Here is a 16,126-nt window from a genome sequence, read left to right on the forward strand (position 1 = left end):
ACCCGAGCGGCTTCGCCCCACGCGAGGCACCGGCCTCACCCCACCCCGAGTCTCAGTTGTCCGTATCCTTGTCGAGTTCGCTGAACCGCTCGACCTCACGGGGGTGGCCGGCGATGAGGATCTCGTCGTCGGCGTAGAGGGTCATGTCGCGGTCGGCGATGTCCCACTGCCTGCTGCCGGCCCGTTTGACCGCGACGATCGTCACCCCGTACGTGGCCCGCACGCCGAGGCTCGCGAGCGGCACATCGGCGACGCGCACCGGCGGAGTCGTGCGAGCGAGGACGAAGTCGTCGTCGATGGGCAGGAAGTCGGAGATGTGGCCGCGGATGAGGTGCGCGAGCCGGCGCCCCATGTCGTTCTCGGGCCGGATGACGTTCTTGATCCCGAGCTGGTGGAGGATCTCGCCGTGGGTCTCGCTGATCGCCTTGGCCCAGATGTGCTGGCAGCCGATCTTGAGGATGCGGGAGGCAGCGAGGATGCTCGCCTCGAGGTCGCTGCCGATCGCGATGACGACCCGGCTGACCTCGTCGATGCCGAGCTGACGGAGGACCACCTCGTCGGTGGCATCGGCTCGCGTCGCGAACGCGAGCCTGTCCGCGTATTCGGCGACGACCGCCTCGTCGTTGTCGATGCCGATGACGTCGACTCCGTGCTTGGCGAGCTCGAGCGCGAGCGAGCCGCCGAAGCGACCGAGGCCGATGACGGCGACCGCCCCGGCTTCGGCCATCGGCTCGGAGTCGCCGGCGAAGAAGGCGGCGGAGCGGGCCAGCCAGGTCTTCTCATTCATTGCGGTGTCCTTTCCTTGCGATGCGGACGTGTGTCAGTGGAGGCGAGCGCGATCAGCCGATGAGCGGGCGCTCCTTCGGCAGTTCGTAGCGGATGGGGCGGTTGCGCAGGGCCAGCGCCGAGGCGACGGTGACGGGCCCGAGGCGACCGAAGATCATCGTGACGATGAGGACGGCCTGGCTGAACGGCGGCAGCTGCGCGGTGATCCCGGTCGACAGGCCCACGGTGCCGAACGCCGAGACGACCTCGAAGAGGATCCGGTCGAACCCGAGCTCCTGCGCATCGAGCATGATCGCCATCGTCGAGACGACGATGAGGCCGAGACCGAGGACGATGACGGTCGTGGCCTGGCGGTGGACCGAGCGGGAGACCCGACGGCCGAAGAGGTTGACGGCGCGACCGCCGCTGATCTCCGTCCACGTCATCGCCGCGAGCACGACGAAGGTCGTGATCTTCACACCGCCCGCGGTGCCGGCGGGACCGCCGCCGATGAACATGAGGATGTCCATCCCGAACCACGTCGCCGGGTGCATCTGCCCGATGTCGATGGTGTTGAATCCCGCGGTGCGGGTGATCGTCGATTGGAAGGCCGCGGCCTGGATCTTGCCCCACCAGTCGAGGGGGCCGAGCGTGCCGGGATTGTTCCATTCGATCGCGCCGATGAAGATCGTGCCGGAGATGAGCAGGATCGGGGTGACGACGACGACGGCGCGCGTCGTCATGCTCCACGTCAGCGGGAACCGGTACTTGCGGAAGAGCTCGATGAGCACGGGGTAGCCCAGGCCGCCGAGGATGACGGACAGGGCGATGGGTCCGGTGATGAACGGATCGGCGACGTAGGCCATGAGGTTGTCGCGGTTGAGGCCGAAGCCGGCGTTGTTGAACGCGGAGACGGCATGGAAGATCGCGCTCCACACGGCGTCGCCGTTCGCCTCGCCGTAGTACCAGCGCAGCCGGAGGTAGAGTAGGACGGCGACGACGAATTCGGTGCTCAGCGTCAGCGCGGTGATGCGCAGCACCATCGGCATGACGCCGCCGATGTCGGAGCTCTTCGTCTCCGAGGCCACCGACTGCCGCAGCTTGAGTCCGGCGCGCCCGGCGATGACAAGGGCGAGCAGCGTGGTGAGGAGGATGACGCCGAGCCCACCGGCCTGGATGAGGATGAGGATGACGAGCTGGCCGAAGAAGGTGAAGTCCTGCCCGGTGTCGAGGACGACGAGGCCGGTGACGCTGAGCGCCGAGGTCGCCGTGAAGAGTCCGGACAGCAGGGAGATCCCGCCCGGCGCCACGGTCGCGGCGGGAGTCATGAGGAGACCGGCCCCGACGATCAGCGCGGACAGGTACCCCGTGACCACTCGGACGATCGCATTTCGATGTGTGCTGTGCACAGAGGAAATCTAGCACCCGCCTCGGCGGACGTGGGAAATCCCTGTCATACCGCCGGGTAGACGCTCCCTGTGCTGTTACTGTGCAGATACCCACGGGATCGGCACTGCTGCCGGCCACCTCGGTGGGGCATGGACCGACGATGAGGAAGGCGAGTCATGAGCACTCAGCACACAGAGACCGAGGACCGGGGGCACGGCTTCGTCAAGGCGCTGGGCACGGTGGATGCGCTGTTCATCGGGTTCGGGGCGATGATCGGGTTCGGCTGGGTCGTCCTCACCGGCGAATGGCTGACCGGGGCGGGCACCCTGGGGGCGATCCTCGCGTTCGCCGTCGGCGGCATCATCATGTGCTTCGTCGGCACCGTCTACTCCGAACTCGTCGCCGCGATGCCCCATGCCGGCGGCGAGCACAACTACCTCATCCGGGCGATGGGCCCGAAGATCTCGCTGTTCGGGTCGTGGGCGATCACCGGCGGATACATCAGCGTCGTCATGTTCGAGGCCGTGGCCGTCCCGCGGACCGCGCTCTACCTCTTCCCCGACCTCGAGTACATCAAGCTGTGGACGATCGCCGGCGAGGACGTCTACCTCACGTGGGCGCTCATCGGCACGGTCACGGCGATCGTCATCGCGTGGATCAACATCCGCGGCGTCCGACTTGCCTCCCTCGTCCAGACGTTCGTCGTCTCGTTCCTCATCATCGTCGCCCTCCTCCTGCTCACCGGCGGCATCGTCGGCGGGGATCCGGCGAACACGGAACCGCTGTTCACCGGCGGGGCGGCCGGCTTCATCGGCGTCGTCGCCGTCGTCCCATTCCTCTTCGTCGGCTTCGACGTCATCCCCCAGTCGGCCGAGGAGATCAAGCTGCCGGCGGCGAAGATCGGCAAGCTCGTCGTCATCTCGGTGCTCATGGCGATCGTCTTCTACATCGTCATCATCTGGATGACGTCGCTGGCGATCCCCGCCACCGAGCTGACCGCCCACGACCTCGTCACCGCCGATGCGCTCTCGGCGATGTTCGGCTCCCCGGTCTGGGGCCAGATCGTCATCGCCGGCGGCCTGGCCGGCATCATCACCTCGTGGAATGCGTTCCTCATGGGCTCCTCGCGGCTGATGTGGGCGATGGCCGTGGCGGGGATGATCCCCGCCTGGTTCGGCCGGCTCCACCCGAAGTACCGGACCCCGGTCAACGCGATCATCTTCATCGGCGTCCTCTCCGCCCTCGCCCCGTTCCTCGGGGCGGCGGCGCTCGGCTGGATCGTCGACGCCGGCTCCCCGGCGATCGTCATCGCCTACTTCCTCGTCAGCCTCGCCTTCATCGTGCTGCGGCGGAACGAACCGGATATGGCCCGTCCCCTGCGCATCGGCGGGCGCGGCAGCGGCGGCATGGTCATCGGGGTGATCTCGGCGATCCTCACCCTCGTCCTCTTCGTCCTCTACCTGCCGATCACCCCGTTCTCCGCGCAGCTGGCCTGGCAGTCGTGGGTGATGTTCGCCGCCTGGCTCATCGTCGGCGTCTTCTACATGTTCCGTCTGCCCGGTGGGGTCAAGGCCGGGCCCAACGCCGAGGCGGAGCTGCTGTCCAAGGTCAAGGCGCGGATGCGGCGGTGACCCCGTTCGCCCGGACGCTGCGACGGCTCAACGACCGGTTCCCGTGGAGCCACAACGACCACTTCCACCCATGGATCGTTGCCAGCCTGCCTGCTCGCAGGCGCGGTGCGATCGAGGTCGGCTGCGGGCAGGGCGCACTCCTGGCCCGACTGGCCGGGGAGTTCCGGCACGTCCACGGCACCGACACCTCGGCGGCGATGCGCGCTGATTCGCTCCGGCGCTGCGCGGGCCTGGGCAACGTCACCATCGATGCCGCCCAGCTGCGCGACCTCGATCCCGGGACAGAAGCTCATGGCACCGAAGCTCATGGCACCGAACCGGAGCCGATCGACCTCATCACGATGGTCGCCGCGCTCCATCACCTCGATGTCGAGGAGACCTTCACCGAGGCGGCCCGCCTCCTGACCCCCGGCGGTCGGCTCCTCATCGTCGGCCTCGCCCTCTCGGCGACTCCCCGGGACTTCCTCTGGGAGGGGATCTCGGTCGTGACGAACCCGCTCATCGGCATGGTCAAGAACGCCCCACCTCGGCGAGGGGACGACCGGGTCGGCGGACCGGACGGGAACCCTCCCACGTCCGCGGGTCCGCGCGACCCGTTCCCGGTGACGGATCCGACGATGACGTTCGATGAGATCGCCGAGGCGGCCCGCCGTCACCTGCCCGGCGCGCGGTTCCGGCACAGGGTCGGGTTCAGGTACACGCTCGAGTGGACCAAGCCGGGGCGGTGAGCGCCACAGTCATGTGGGCAGGACCGTCGACTTCGCGAACCGGTCGATGACGTCATTTCAGCTACTGTGCTTCGGCAGCGCCCCGAGCTTCATCGACAAGTTCAACGAGTAGAGGGACCAGCGCGGGGATATCGGTCGTCGATGCTCGCCACACGATCTCGTAATCGATGTTCCCGTACTCGTGAGCGATGATGTTCCGCATTCCGATGATCTTCTCGAGTCCCGGCACCCTCTCTGACGTCTCCCTGTCGTCCCTCCGCAGCCGATTCAGAGCCTCTCCGAGAATCTCCAGCTGACGCTCGATCGCCGACCGGAGGACAAGGTCGGAGTTGAACTCGGTCTCGGTCCTGCCGTCGACGAAGTCCCTCACATTCGTGGCCGAGTCCGCCGCATCCCACAGGTGCGCCCCTGCCTCAGGCCGCATAGACGTCCTGTGCATTGGCGAAAGCGGATGCCCTGAAGAATGGATTCCTCACAGAACGCTCGACTACGAGGTCGACTCGTCTGCCGACGATTCTCTCCAGCTCGAACTTCAGATCGAAGTAGTCATGGTAGACGTTCTCACGCCCGGGTTGAAAGACCACAAGGAAGTCGACATCGCTCGTTTCGCGATCGAACTTCTCGGTGGCATACGAGCCGAACACCCGAAGCCGTTTCACGCCGTAGCGCTCACACGCACGACGAATCGCCTCGATATCCAGTCGGTCGGCGGGCTTCATACCAACAGTCTGGCAGATCTGGCACGACTCGGCGAGAGATTCGGTGTTCGTCCCGCCGCTGAGGGCCGCACCGGTCTCACACGGCGGCGAGGGGGAAGCGAATGCTCATCAGCGTGCCGCCCGCGGCCGGCCAGTCAGCGACGATGCGCGTTCCGTGGGCCGCCGCGATCTGCTGGGCGACGGCGAGTCCGAGCCCCGAGCCGGTCTGCCCTCCGCTGTCCGGGGCGCGATAGAAGCGGTCGAAGATCCGCTCGCGGTGCTCAACGGAGACGCCGGGACCCTCGTCCCTGATCCGGAGCATCACACTGTCCGCCGAGTCGGCTGCGGCCGCGTGCCCGTCGGGTCCGCAGAGCACGCCCGTGACGTCGACGGCCCCCGGGGAGTACTTGAGGGCGTTGGCGACGAGGTTGCCCGCCAAGCGCCCGAGATCCGGCTCGCTGCCGACGATGACGACCTCGGGAACGTCGACGCGGATCGTGCGCTCCGGCCAGGCCGCGCGCAGTGAGGTCACTGCCGACTCCACGACGGCGTCGAGGCGCAGGGGCTCGACGAAGGGATCGGGTTCGGCACCGCGCGCCAGGTCGAGCACATCGGAGACGAGACCGGACATCTCGTCGATCGCCTCGTGAAGGTTCGCTTCGGCCGACTCGCGGCGGCGCTGATCGAGCTGCGGGTTCGTCGCCAACTGGGCGTTGGCCTTGATCGCGGTCAGCGGCGTCCGCAATTCGTGGGACGCGTCGGCGACGAGCTGCCGCTGGGCCTGCAGCGAGGTGTCGAGCGCGGCCACCATGGAATCGAAGGACCGTCCGAGCTGAGCCAGCTCGTCGGTGCCCGGCATATTCAGCCGCAGCTCGGTGTCCCGGCTCTCCGCGATCGCCTCGGCGGTCGAGGTCACCGACCGCAGATCCCGCAGCAGCGCGCGCGACACCAGCGCACCGATGAGCAGGCTGGCGAGCACGCTCGCTCCGCCGAGGGCGAGGAACAGCCACCGTGTGCGCTGCAGCGAGGTCTCCACGCTGTCGGCCCGGTAGGCGACGGTGACGGTGCCGGACCGATCCGCCAGCGGTGCGGTGTAGAGGCGGTAGTGCGCACCGGCGATCGTCTCGGTGTGGAACTCCGGAGGCGCCTCGCCGCTGGCGATCGCGGCGCGGTCGTCGGGGAGGACGAGACCGCCGGGCGGGACCGGGTCACCGGTGACGGCGACCTCGGTGCACGCGGGTGCGCCCAACCACCGGCAGTCCGTCGTCGTCGGGATCTCCTCACCCTGCCGCTGTTCGAGCACGACGGCATTCGCCGACCGCACGAGCGTGAGGTCGAGGCTCCGATAGCTCTCCCGGGAGACGAGCCAGTACGCGCCCAGCAGGGCGAGGACGAGCAGCAGGCCGATGACCGCGGCGACGGTGAGGGTGAGAGCGCGCGTCAGCCCCAGGCGCCGGCGCAGGGGGACCCTCATGCGCGCACCCCCAGCCGGTAGCCCAGTCCCTGGACCGTCTGGATGAGCGGTTCGTCCCCGTCGGCGTTGAGCTTGCGCCGCAGGTAGCCGATGTAGACGGTCAGCGAATTCGATCCCGGGTCGAAGGTGCGGTCCCAGACCTCCTCGGCGATCTGCGCGCGGGTGAAGACCCGGTCGGGGGCGGTGATGAGGAGCCGGAGGATGGCCGCCTCGGTGGCGGTGAAGTCGATCCGCCGACCTCCCCGCTGACCGGTCCGCTCACCGGGATCGAACTCGAGATCGCCGAATCGCAGCTGCGCGGCGGCCGGATCGTCGACGCGGCGCAGCAGGGCGCGCAGGCGAGCGAGCAGCTCCTCCATGTCGAAGGGCTTCGTGAGGTAGTCATCCGCCCCGGCATCGAGACCGTCGACGCGGTCGCGGACGCTCGTGCGGGCGGTGAGCATGAGAATCGGCAGCCGGTCCCCCGCCGCGCGCAGCGCCCTGGCGACGGCGAGCCCGGACAGACCCGGCATCGAGACGTCGAGGACCAGAGCATCGACGTCGTGCTCGGCCATGAGGACGAGCGCGTCCTCCCCGCTGCCGGCGCTCAGCGTCTCATGCCCGGCGAGTGCCACCGCTGCGGAGACGGCCTCGACGATCCGGGGCTCGTCATCGACGATCGCAATTCTCATGCACCCCATCGTAGGACCGGCCGCATCCGCTGCTCTTATATCCGTCTTATGTCCCCTTCCCACCATTGAGGGCATGAGCATCCTCAGCAGCGCCCGGCACGACGGGCACATCAGCACCTCGAGCGCGGACCGCCCCCGGACCATCGCGATCGCCGCAGGCGGAACCGGCGGACACATCTATCCCGGGCTGGCCGTCGCCGACGAACTCCGGGCACGCGGTCATCACGTCATCTTCTTCGGCAGCGACGACCGGATGGAGAACCGCATCGTCCCCGCGCGGGGCTATCACCTCGAAACCTCGCGCATCCACGGTCTCACCGGTCCGCGTTCGGCCCTCACCCTGCCGGGGACGCTGTCCGCGGCGGTCATGCGCAGCGCTCGCGCCCTGCGCCGCGCCGGGGTCGAGGCGGTCCTCGGAACCGGAGGCTACCCGTCGATGCCGGCGCTCATCGCCGCACGGCTGCTCGGACTGCCGGCCCTCGTCCACGAATCGAACTGCGTGCCCGGCCTCGCCAATCGCACCGCAGCCCGCCTCGGCGCCGAGGTGGCGGTGAGCAGCACCGCCGCCGCCCGGGGGTTCGCCGCCGTGTCGCGCACAGCGGGGCAGCGGGCGGCGGCGATCACCGGAATGCCGATCGATCCGGCGCTCGTCGGCCTCGACCGCCGGTCGCTGCGCACCCGCGCGCGGAAGCAGCTGGGGGTGCCCGAATCCGGCGTCCTCGTGCTCGTCTCCGGCGGCAGCCTCGGCGCACAGGCCGTCAACGACGCCGCACTCGAGCTCGGAGTCGCCCGGAACGGCGACCCGGGGATCCACTTCCTCATCAAGACCGGCGCCGCAGCCGCCAGGGACGTCGACTCCACCGCGGTGACGACGGTCGACTACCTCTCCCGCATGGACCTCGCGTATGCCGCCGCCGATCTCATCGTCGCCCGCGCAGGCGCCTCGACCGTCGCGGAGCTCGAGCATCTCGGACTTCCCGCGGTCCTCGTGCCGCTGACCACCTCGGCGGGCGGACATCAGCAGGCCAATGCCGACCACCTGCGGTCGCAGGGCCTCGCCGACGTCATCGCCGAGGACGAGCTCAGCCCCTCCCGCCTCGACGCGGCGATCACCGACCTCCTCGCCCGGACCGGAGAACTCCGGAACAGGGACCGCGGCGAGGCGGCCGGGGGCACCGCCGACTCGATCCACGCGAGGGCGGCGGCCACCCTGGCCGATTCGCTCCTCGCGCTCCTTCCCGCCCCGCGGCGCTGAGCTCTGCGCCGCCCCACCCCTTCCCACCCCGCACCATCGATCACGAATCAGAACAGGACTCATCATGGACACCAGCTTCTTCTCCTCCCGCCGCGTCGTCGTCACCGGCGGCGAGGGATTCATCGGCTCCCACCTCGTCGAATCGCTCCTCAGCGCCGGAGCGGACGTCACCGTCTTCGCCCACTACAAGCCCTACGGCGAGAACGGCCACATCGCCCATCTCCTCGATGACGTCCGACTCGTCGGCGGCGACATCCGGGACGCCGATCAGGTCTCGCGCGTCGTGGCCGGGGCGGACACGGTCTTCCACCTCGCCGCCCTCATCGGCATTCCGTACAGCTACGTCGCCCCCGACTCCTACCTGCAGACCAATATCGCCGGGACCCGCAATGTCGCCGAGGCGGTCCGCCGTCACGATGTCCGCCGCCTCGTGCACACGTCGACGAGCGAGGTCTACGGGTCCGCGATCACCGTGCCCATCAGCGAGGACCATCCGCTGCAGCCGCAGTCACCGTACTCGGCGTCGAAGATCGGCGCCGACATGATGGCGATGTCGTACTTCCACAGCTTCGAGACCCCCGTCTCCGTCTGCCGACCGTTCAACACCTACGGTCCCCGGCAGAGCGCCCGCGCCGTCATCCCGGCGATCCTCGGGCAGATCCATGCCGGAGCCCGCACCCTGCGCATCGGCTCCACGACGCCGACGAGGGACTTCACCTATGCCACGGACACCGCGGCCGGCTTCATGGCGATCGCCGCCGCGGACGCGGCCATCGGTCGCACCCTCAACCTCGGGACCGGACACGAGATCTCCGTCGGCGACCTCATCACCCGTCTGGTCGAGATCTCCGGCGCCGAGGTGGCCCTTGAGCAGGACGCAGAGCGCATCCGTCCCGCCGGCAGCGAAGTCGACCGTCTGCTCTCCGACAATTCGCTGGCCCGCGAGCTCACCGGGTGGGCTCCGACGACGAGCCTGCGTGACGGGCTGGAGAGGACCTGGGAATGGGTCCAGCGCCAGCCCGTCAAACCGCTCGGCTATGAGCGCTGACCAGCCCCGACCATCACCGCGAAAGGACGAGACCATGTCAGACCATCGCCCACCGTCACACCGTTCACCCCGCCGTTCGTCATCGCGCCGGCTGCGCTGGACGCGGAGGACGGCGATCATCGGCGGGGCGCTGATCCTGCTGCTGGCAGGGAGCGCCGTGATCGCCCTCAACCGGGTCGAGGAGAGGATCCGGACCGAGCCGCTGCTGACGAGTTCGCTCGCCGAAGAGGACGGGCCCGGGCTGAATATCCTCGTCCTCGGTTCCGACTCGCGGGAACTGACCACAGAGCGCTACGGGAAGGACGACGGGGCCCAGCGCAGCGATTCGATGCTCCTCGTTCACCTCTCGCAGGACGATTCGCGGATCTCCGCCGTGCAGATTCCCCGCGACACCCTCGTCGAGGCCCCGCAGTGCACCGGCCGAGCGTCCGGCACGACGATGATGATCAATTCGGCGCTCAACGCCGGACCGGCGTGTTCGGTGCAGGCGGCCGAAGAGCTCACCGGGGTGCCGATCCAGCACTTCGCGCTCGTCGACTTCGACGGCTTCGCCTCCGTCATCGACGCGATCGGCGGTCTGCCCGTCCGCCTCGACGCGCCGATGAAGGACACCGCGGCCGACCTCGACCTGCCGGCGGGAGACCAGGTCCTCGACGGCAGGCAGGCCCTGGCCTGGGCGCGGGCCAGGCACTCGATCGGCGACGGTTCGGACATCTCCCGCCTGTCCCACCAGCAGGAGGTCATCGCCGCCATCGTCGACCGGGTCAGGGAGCAGAACCTCCTCACCCGCCCGGACCGGGTCCTCGACCTCGCCGATTCCGCTGCCGAGGCACTCACGGTCGACAGCGACCTGGGCACGTCAGCGGCCCTGGCGTCGGTCTTCACCCGCCTCGCGCAGGTCGATGCGAACCGGATCACGGTCGTGACGATGCCGTGGCAGCCCGCCCCTGAGGATCCCAACCGCGTGGTGCCCTCTCCCGAGGCCGCGACGCTGTTCGCCGACATCAGGAAGGACGTTCCGGTCACGGGCTGAGGCAGGTCACGGGCTGAGTGACGCCGCGGTCTGAGGACCGGCCCACAGGTCGAGAGCCCGCCTGTCGGACGTGCGAACGCGGCCACCGGCTTCTCGCACAGTGACCGCGCCCGGATCGGTGGGACAGCCTGCCGGACTGTCCGGGAGCGCCGGCTCAGATCGCGGCGTCGAGTCCCCTGACCTTGAGGCGTTCACGCTGGTTGGGGTTGACGCTCGGACGGAACGGCATCTCGACCACCTCGGCGCGCACCGGCACTCCGGGAGTGTCCGCATACGGTTCGGGCAGGTGCACCCAGAATTCGGTGCCCAGCTCCGCCTTGCCGACGGGCACGTGAGCCATCGCGATGTTCGACTCGAGCTCCGGCGAGTACCACGGCGAGGTCACGTAGCCGACGGGATCGGACTCGGGATCCTCGCTGACGAGCCAGAAGTCCGGGGCGTAGTCCGTGATCGGATTGCCGCCGAGGACGAGTCCGACGAGCTGCGTCCGATACGGCGGGTCGCCCGCCTCGATCTGCTCGCGGACCTCTTCGAGCCGTGCCTTGCCGATGTAGTCGGCTTCCTTCTTCCGCGGCACCTGATAGCCGAGGTTGACCTGGAACGGCAGGGTCTCGAAGTCCATGTCCTGGCCCCACGAGAGGATGCCCGCGGCGATCCGCCGGTGGTGGCTCGGGGCGACGACGCGGAGGTTGTAGGGCACGCCCGCGGCGAGCACAGCGTTCCACATGTCCTCGGCGTACTTCGTCGCGTCCTTGAGGTAGATCTCGTACCCCTTCTCCCCGGTGAATCCCGTCTGGGAGATGATGACGTCGTGGCCGCCGACCTGGGCTTCCATGAGGCCGTAGCTCGGGAGGTCGCGCCCCTCGTCGCCGACGAGATCGGCGATGACGTCGACTGACTTCGGGCCCTGGACCTGCACGGGCGCGACGTCGATCTCCTGGATCGTGACGTCGAACTTCTTCCCGACGTTGACGCCCTGGAGCCAGAGCATGAGATCGGTGTCGGAGAGGCTGAACCAGAACTCGTCGATCGCCACCCGGAGGAGGATCGGGTCGTTGAGGATGCCGCCCTGCTCGTTGCAGAGGATGACGTAGCGGGCCCGCATCACCGGGATCTTCGTCGCGTCACGGGTGATGACGTAGTTGACGAACGCCTCGGCGTCGGGGCCCTTGACCTGGATCTGCCGTTCGACGGCGACGTTCCACAGGGTGACGTCGTTGACGAGGGGCTGGTACTCGGCCATCATCCCGCCGTCCTCACGGGAGATGTAGCCGCGCGGGTGGTACATGCGGTTGTAGATCGATGCCCGCCAGCACCCCTGCTCCATCGACAGCTCCCAGTACGGGGACTTCCGCACGCGGGTGTCGATGAGCATCTCCACTGGGGTCGGGCCGGACTGCCTCAGGTTGATCGGGACGCCTCTGTCGCTCTGATCAACGGTTGGAACATTGTTGTCCATGGGTTTCCCCCTGCTTCCACAGTTTTATATTATGGAACTCAACTCCCATATTATGGGTGATTTGAGTGTAGAATCGTCGGCACAGCAGAAGCAAGGACTTCCGACCGGTAATTTGGCCGGCGCGCAAGACGGCGGATCGGCTGCCGCCGCGATCGGGTCCCTGCCCCGCCGGAAGGAGACAATGGTGTCCGTGTCCGCTCTTCGCACACTTCTCAAGTCCGCCCGCTACGAGGTCCTCCCCACTGCCGGGATCGTCGACCGCATCAGCGACCACGTCGCCCCAGGTCGGACGATCACGGTGACCGCATCGACGAGCATGGGCCTTGATGCGACCCTGTCCACCGCCGAGGCGCTCCAGGCCCGCGGCTACACCGCCGTGCCGCACATCGCCGCCCGCATGGTCCAGGGCCGGACCGAGCTCGAGGAGATCATCGATCGCCTCGGGCGCGCCGGGATCGACACGATCTTCGTTCCCGCAGGGGATGCCACGCCGCCGGCCGGAGGCTATGCGAGTGCGCTCGACCTCCTCATCGACCTCACGAGCCTCGCCCCGCCGATCTCGCAGATCGGGGTGGCCGCCTACCCCGAGTCACACCCGCTCATCCCCGACGACGTCACCGTCCAGGCGATGTGGGACAAGCGCGACTACGCCACGCACATCGTCTCGAACCTCTGCTTCGACCCGGGGATCGTCAGCACGTGGCTGGCCCGCGTGCGGGCGCGCGGGATCGAGATGCCCCTCATCCTCGGCATCGCCGGCAAGGTCGAGCTCGCGAAGCTCGCCAAGGTCGCGACGAAGATCGGCGTCGGCGAATCGACGCGGTTCCTGCGCAAGAACACGGCGACGTTCACCCGGATGGCCAAGCCCGGCGGCTACAACCCCCGGAAGTTCCTCGACCGCCTCTCCCCCGTCCTCGCCGACCCGTACATGGGGGTCTCGGGACTGCACATCTACACGTTCAACCAGGTCAAGGACACCGAGGCGTGGCGACGCAGGCAGCTCGAGCTGCTCGGCGACCCCGATCCCGCCTCGGTGACGTCGTAAGCCGGTGAGGTTCTGAATCGGTGAGGTTCTAGTCGTCGACCGCACTTCCGGACGACACGATCGACCGCCTCGGTGCGGGACGACGCCCGCACCTCCCCGCCGAGCCTACCGGTGGCTGACCTTGCGTTTGAGGCTGCGGGACAGCAGCCCCGCCTCGGCGATGAGGAGCTCACCGAACCGGTCGTGGTGCTCGGCGATGCGCATCGTCGGGCCGGAGATGCCGACGGCGGCGATGACCTGGTCATCGGTGCCGAGCACGGGGGCGGCGAGGGCGTCGAGACCCGGCTCGAACTCCTCGTGGACGATCGCGAACCCGCGGTCGCGCACCTCGGCGAGGTCGGCGAGCAGCTCCTTCCGCGATCCGAGCGTGCGCGGGGTGAGGCGTTCGAGACGCCCCGTCGGCACGGGGATCGCGCGGAATGCGAACATCACCTTCCCCAGCGCCGAGGCGTGGGAGGGCACCTTCACATCGACCCAGTTCGTCGCCCCGAGGACGTACGTCGAGTCGACCTGCGCGATCTGGACGACGGCGTTCGAGCTCGGCACGGCGAGGTTGACGGTCTCGCCGGTCTCCTCGCTCAGACGCTGGAGGATGGGGTCGGCGGCGGCGACGAGCGCCTCGACCCGATCGAAGCGGGAGGCGTACGTCGCGAAGAGGGAGCCGCCGCGGAAGTGACCCTCGGCGTTGCGTTCGACGAGGCCGTTGCGCTCGAGCGCGGAGAGCAGGCGGGAGACGGTCGACCGGGCGAGCTCCGTGGCCTCGACCACCTCGGTGAACGAGATCGGGTCGTCGGCCTTGACGACCAGCGACAAGATCTCTGCGGCTCGATCGATCGACTGGGTCCCATTGCTCATACTGCTTCGCTCCGTCGGGGAAAGGGGCGCCGGGCGGTTCTCGACCCTCCGGCGCCATTCACACTACCGCACCCGATTTGGGCCGCAGGTCACGATTGGCACACGGTTGCGTTGCAGGTCACGTGCGGTCTGCGCTGAGTTCCGCGGCGACCGCGGCGGTGTCGTCCCCGATCTGCGGAGCGCGCCGAGGCGGCTCCGGGGCACTCGTGCCACCGAACCTCGGGGCGGGGCTGGGCTGGTCGACACCGGCGGCATCAGTTGCGAAGAGACCGCGGGCCCGGTTGTGCTCGTCGTGCTTCGCCTCGGCCATCGTCAGCACGGGTTCGACGCACGCGTCGACACCGGTGAAGAGGTCGTCGAGCTCGGCGAGGCTGCGGGCGGCGATCGCTGGGGCGATGAGGGCGCGCAGGGCCGGCCAGTGCTGCGGGTTCCAGTGGTCGAGGGTGCCCAGCGGCTCGGGGAGATCGTCCTCGAGGTCGAGCGCGCGGACGAACGCGGCGAAGAACGGCGGCTCGATGCAGGCGACGGAGAGGTGTCTGCCGTCGGCAGTCGGGTAGACGTCGTAGAACGGCGCCCCGGAGTCGAGGAGGTTGCGGCCGCGGGCGTCGTGGCGCCAGATGCCCATCGCGGCGAACCCGTGCATCATCGCGTAGAGGAGGTTGGCGCCGTCGACCATCGCGGCGTCGACGACGGTGCCCTCGCCGGTGGCGCGGGCATGCGTGAGGCCGGCGAGCACGCCGACGACGAGGAGCATGCCCCCTCCCCCGAAGTCGCCGAGGAGATTGGCCGGGAACTGCGGCGGTCCGTCGGCGCGGCCGAGTTGGGCGAGGAGTCCCGTCGAGGCGATGTAGCCGAGGTCGTGGCCGGCCTTCTGGGCCTTCGGGCCGTCCTGTCCGTAGCCGGTGATCCGCCCGTAGACGAGGGCGGGGTTGAGAGCGCGCAGGTCGTCGGGCCCGAGGCCGAGGCGCTCGGCAGCGCCGGGCCGGAAGCCCTCGACGACGATGTCGCTGCCGGCGGCGATCGCCTTGGCCAGCGCGATGCCCTCGGCGGTCTTGAAGTCCGCGGTCACCGAGCGCTTGCCCCGGTCGAGGACGGGATTCATCGGCTGACCGATGCTCGTCGGCGGGTCGAGGCGGATCACCTCGGCGCCGAGGTCGGCGAGCATCATCGTCGCGAACGGACCCGGTCCGATACCGCCGAGGTCGAGGACGCGCACCCCGGCGAGCATGCCGGGGGACGGGGTGGTGGGGGCAGGGTTTGTGCCGTATGAGGTCGCGGGGGCACGGTTCGCGTCATTGTCGTCGGCGCTCGCCGAGCCTGCTCCTGCGCTCGACGGGCCCGCTCCTGGTGGCATCTCCATTGATCTCCCTTTCGTCGATTTCACCTTCGCCGACAGATCCTGATTTACTGTAGAACGTTCGATCAGTTTCGACAATGACGCACAGCGGCGGAATCGTCGTTGCCGACAGGCGAAGTAATCGTCGTTGCCGACACGCGAAGTGTCGTGCCCGACAGGAACGGAAGGGGTGGCCGTGAGGACGTTCGAGTACTCTCCCGAGGTGCGGTGGTCCGATCAGGATCTGCTCGGCCACGTCAACAATGCCCGGATGATCACACTCATCGAGGAGTGCCGGGTCCGCTGGATGCACCACGTCAGGGCATCGCACATCACCTCGGGCGGACTGCTCGTCGCCCACCAGTCGATCGACTACCTCGTGCCCGTCATGTACGGCCCGGAGCTCAAGCTCACCGCCGTGGTCAAGAAGATCGGAAACTCGTCGTTCACGATCAGCACCCGCGGCGACCAGAGCGGACGGAAGGTCTTCGACTCCGACGTCGTCCTCGTCCACATCGACCGCGAGACCGGCCGGCCCACTCCCCTCACCGACGAGGTCCGCGCCGTCTTCGAGCCCTACCTCGCGGAGTAGGGCAGCGGCTTCGCTGCACTTGCGCGGGCGGGGCAGGGTTGCGGCTGCGCGGTACAGAGTTGCAGGTGCGGGGAGCTGCAGCGCGGCTGCGCGGAGCGGCGGCCCTGCGGGGCAACGCGGAACGGCGGCGATCGCGCGGAACGGCGG

At 68.7% G+C, this 16,126-nt stretch carries 16 protein-coding genes; 7 read left to right on the forward strand and 9 right to left on the reverse strand.

Annotated elements, in window-relative coordinates; all coding sequences use genetic code 11:
- Nucleotides 1-52: 52 nt before the first annotated feature.
- Nucleotides 53-787, reverse strand: coding sequence for a TrkA family potassium uptake protein (locus J9315_RS15805; RefSeq protein WP_198500354.1), 735 nt, complete (start codon nt 785-787; stop codon nt 53-55).
- 52 nt (nt 788-839) lie between these two features.
- Nucleotides 840-2,141, reverse strand: coding sequence for a potassium transporter TrkG (locus tag J9315_RS15810; protein ID WP_249120938.1), 1,302 nt, complete (start codon nt 2,139-2,141; stop codon nt 840-842).
- Between the two features lie 189 nt (nt 2,142-2,330).
- On the opposite strand from J9315_RS15810, the gene J9315_RS15815 reads away from it, so the two are divergent.
- Together J9315_RS15815 and J9315_RS15820 are read left to right on the forward strand one after the other, a co-directional pair.
- Nucleotides 2,331-3,785 (forward strand): APC family permease, encoded by a 1,455-nt coding sequence (locus J9315_RS15815; RefSeq protein ID WP_211978314.1) that lies wholly within the window; start codon nt 2,331-2,333, stop codon nt 3,783-3,785.
- Nucleotides 3,782-4,513, forward strand: a complete 732-nt coding sequence (locus tag J9315_RS15820; RefSeq protein WP_211978315.1) for a class I SAM-dependent methyltransferase — start codon at nt 3,782-3,784, stop codon at nt 4,511-4,513. The genes J9315_RS15815 and J9315_RS15820 overlap by 4 nt, the downstream gene beginning before the upstream one ends.
- 61 nt (nt 4,514-4,574) lie before the next feature.
- On the opposite strand, the gene J9315_RS15825 is transcribed toward J9315_RS15820, so the two are convergent.
- The 4 genes from J9315_RS15825 to J9315_RS15840 form a co-directional block, all read right to left on the reverse strand.
- Complete coding sequence (locus J9315_RS15825; protein WP_211978316.1) at nt 4,575-4,883, reverse strand: HepT-like ribonuclease domain-containing protein; 309 nt, start codon at nt 4,881-4,883, stop codon at nt 4,575-4,577.
- A gap of 43 nt (nt 4,884-4,926) precedes the next feature.
- Nucleotides 4,927-5,232 carry a nucleotidyltransferase domain-containing protein gene (locus J9315_RS15830; protein ID WP_211978317.1) on the reverse strand — a complete coding sequence of 102 codons (306 nt, stop codon included), beginning with the start codon at nt 5,230-5,232 and terminating at the stop codon, nt 4,927-4,929.
- A gap of 76 nt (nt 5,233-5,308) precedes the next feature.
- Nucleotides 5,309-6,685, reverse strand: a complete 1,377-nt coding sequence (locus tag J9315_RS15835; RefSeq protein ID WP_211978318.1) for a HAMP domain-containing sensor histidine kinase — start codon at nt 6,683-6,685, stop codon at nt 5,309-5,311.
- Nucleotides 6,682-7,356 (reverse strand): response regulator transcription factor, encoded by a 675-nt coding sequence (locus J9315_RS15840; RefSeq protein ID WP_211978319.1) that lies wholly within the window; start codon nt 7,354-7,356, stop codon nt 6,682-6,684. Before J9315_RS15840 ends, J9315_RS15835 begins: the two co-directional genes overlap by 4 nt.
- 73 nt (nt 7,357-7,429) lie before the next feature.
- Between J9315_RS15840 and J9315_RS15845 the strand changes: the two genes are divergently transcribed.
- The 3 genes from J9315_RS15845 (at nt 7,430) to J9315_RS15855 (ending at nt 10,692) form a co-directional block, all read left to right on the forward strand.
- The gene (locus J9315_RS15845; RefSeq protein ID WP_211978320.1) at nt 7,430-8,611 is read left to right on the forward strand and encodes a UDP-N-acetylglucosamine--N-acetylmuramyl-(pentapeptide) pyrophosphoryl-undecaprenol N-acetylglucosamine transferase; all 1,182 of its coding nucleotides are present in this window, start codon (nt 7,430-7,432) and stop codon (nt 8,609-8,611) included.
- 64 nt (nt 8,612-8,675) lie between these two features.
- Nucleotides 8,676-9,659, forward strand: a complete 984-nt coding sequence (locus tag J9315_RS15850; protein ID WP_211978321.1) for an SDR family NAD(P)-dependent oxidoreductase — start codon at nt 8,676-8,678, stop codon at nt 9,657-9,659.
- A 34-nt stretch (nt 9,660-9,693) separates the two neighbouring features.
- Nucleotides 9,694-10,692: an LCP family protein gene (locus J9315_RS15855; protein WP_211978322.1), complete on the forward strand. Its 999-nt coding sequence runs from the start codon at nt 9,694-9,696 to the stop codon at nt 10,690-10,692.
- Nucleotides 10,693-10,846: 154 nt separating this feature from the next.
- Here the strand turns inward: J9315_RS15855 and J9315_RS15860 are convergent, their stop codons facing one another.
- Nucleotides 10,847-12,067 (reverse strand): glycine cleavage T C-terminal barrel domain-containing protein, encoded by a 1,221-nt coding sequence (locus J9315_RS15860; protein ID WP_198500351.1) that lies wholly within the window; start codon nt 12,065-12,067, stop codon nt 10,847-10,849.
- 265 nt (nt 12,068-12,332) lie between these two features.
- Here J9315_RS15860 and J9315_RS15865 point away from each other — a divergent pair, with 265 nt between their 5' ends.
- Nucleotides 12,333-13,196: a methylenetetrahydrofolate reductase gene (locus tag J9315_RS15865; protein WP_249120939.1), complete on the forward strand. Its 864-nt coding sequence runs from the start codon at nt 12,333-12,335 to the stop codon at nt 13,194-13,196.
- 105 nt (nt 13,197-13,301) lie between these two features.
- Here J9315_RS15865 and J9315_RS15870 read toward each other — a convergent pair whose 3' ends face one another.
- Together J9315_RS15870 and J9315_RS15875 are read right to left on the reverse strand one after the other, a co-directional pair.
- Complete coding sequence (locus tag J9315_RS15870) at nt 13,302-14,051, reverse strand: IclR family transcriptional regulator (protein ID WP_198500350.1); 750 nt, start codon at nt 14,049-14,051, stop codon at nt 13,302-13,304.
- Nucleotides 14,052-14,169: 118 nt separating this feature from the next.
- Entirely contained in the window at nt 14,170-15,411 is a 1,242-nt protein-coding gene (locus J9315_RS15875; RefSeq protein ID WP_232623810.1) for a CaiB/BaiF CoA-transferase family protein, read from the reverse strand.
- Between the two features lie 172 nt (nt 15,412-15,583).
- On the opposite strand from J9315_RS15875, the gene J9315_RS15880 reads away from it, so the two are divergent.
- A complete protein-coding gene (locus J9315_RS15880) occupies nt 15,584-15,979 on the forward strand; it encodes a thioesterase family protein (protein ID WP_198500349.1) in 396 nt (131 codons plus the stop codon).
- The last annotated feature ends 147 nt before the right edge of the window (nt 15,980-16,126 follow it).

It is taken from the genome of Brevibacterium sp. W7.2, assembly GCF_018137945.1.
Lineage (GTDB): Bacteria > Actinomycetota > Actinomycetes > Actinomycetales > Brevibacteriaceae > Brevibacterium > Brevibacterium sanguinis.

Bases quoted from the DNA above. Each gene is read 5' to 3' on its own strand.
- J9315_RS15850 (WP_211978321.1), top strand. From the start codon at position 8,676: ATGGACACCAGCTTCTTCTCCTCCCGCCGCGTCGTCGTCACCGGCGGC.
- J9315_RS15870 (WP_198500350.1), bottom strand. From the start codon at position 14,051: ATGAGCAATGGGACCCAGTCGATCGATCGAGCCGCAGAGATCTTGTCG.
- J9315_RS15860 (WP_198500351.1), bottom strand. From the start codon at position 12,067: ATGCTCATCGACACCCGCGTGCGGAAGTCCCCGTACTGGGAGCTGTCG.
- J9315_RS15855 (WP_211978322.1), top strand. From the start codon at position 9,694: ATGTCAGACCATCGCCCACCGTCACACCGTTCACCCCGCCGTTCGTCA.
- J9315_RS15805 (WP_198500354.1), bottom strand. From the start codon at position 787: ATGAATGAGAAGACCTGGCTGGCCCGCTCCGCCGCCTTCTTCGCCGGC.
- J9315_RS15865 (WP_249120939.1), top strand. From the start codon at position 12,333: ATGGTGTCCGTGTCCGCTCTTCGCACACTTCTCAAGTCCGCCCGCTAC.
- J9315_RS15830 (WP_211978317.1), bottom strand. From the start codon at position 5,232: ATGAAGCCCGCCGACCGACTGGATATCGAGGCGATTCGTCGTGCGTGT.
- J9315_RS15835 (WP_211978318.1), bottom strand. From the start codon at position 6,685: ATGAGGGTCCCCCTGCGCCGGCGCCTGGGGCTGACGCGCGCTCTCACC.
- J9315_RS15815 (WP_211978314.1), top strand. From the start codon at position 2,331: ATGAGCACTCAGCACACAGAGACCGAGGACCGGGGGCACGGCTTCGTC.
- J9315_RS15845 (WP_211978320.1), top strand. From the start codon at position 7,430: ATGAGCATCCTCAGCAGCGCCCGGCACGACGGGCACATCAGCACCTCG.
- J9315_RS15840 (WP_211978319.1), bottom strand. From the start codon at position 7,356: ATGAGAATTGCGATCGTCGATGACGAGCCCCGGATCGTCGAGGCCGTC.
- J9315_RS15875 (WP_232623810.1), bottom strand. From the start codon at position 15,411: ATGGAGATGCCACCAGGAGCGGGCCCGTCGAGCGCAGGAGCAGGCTCG.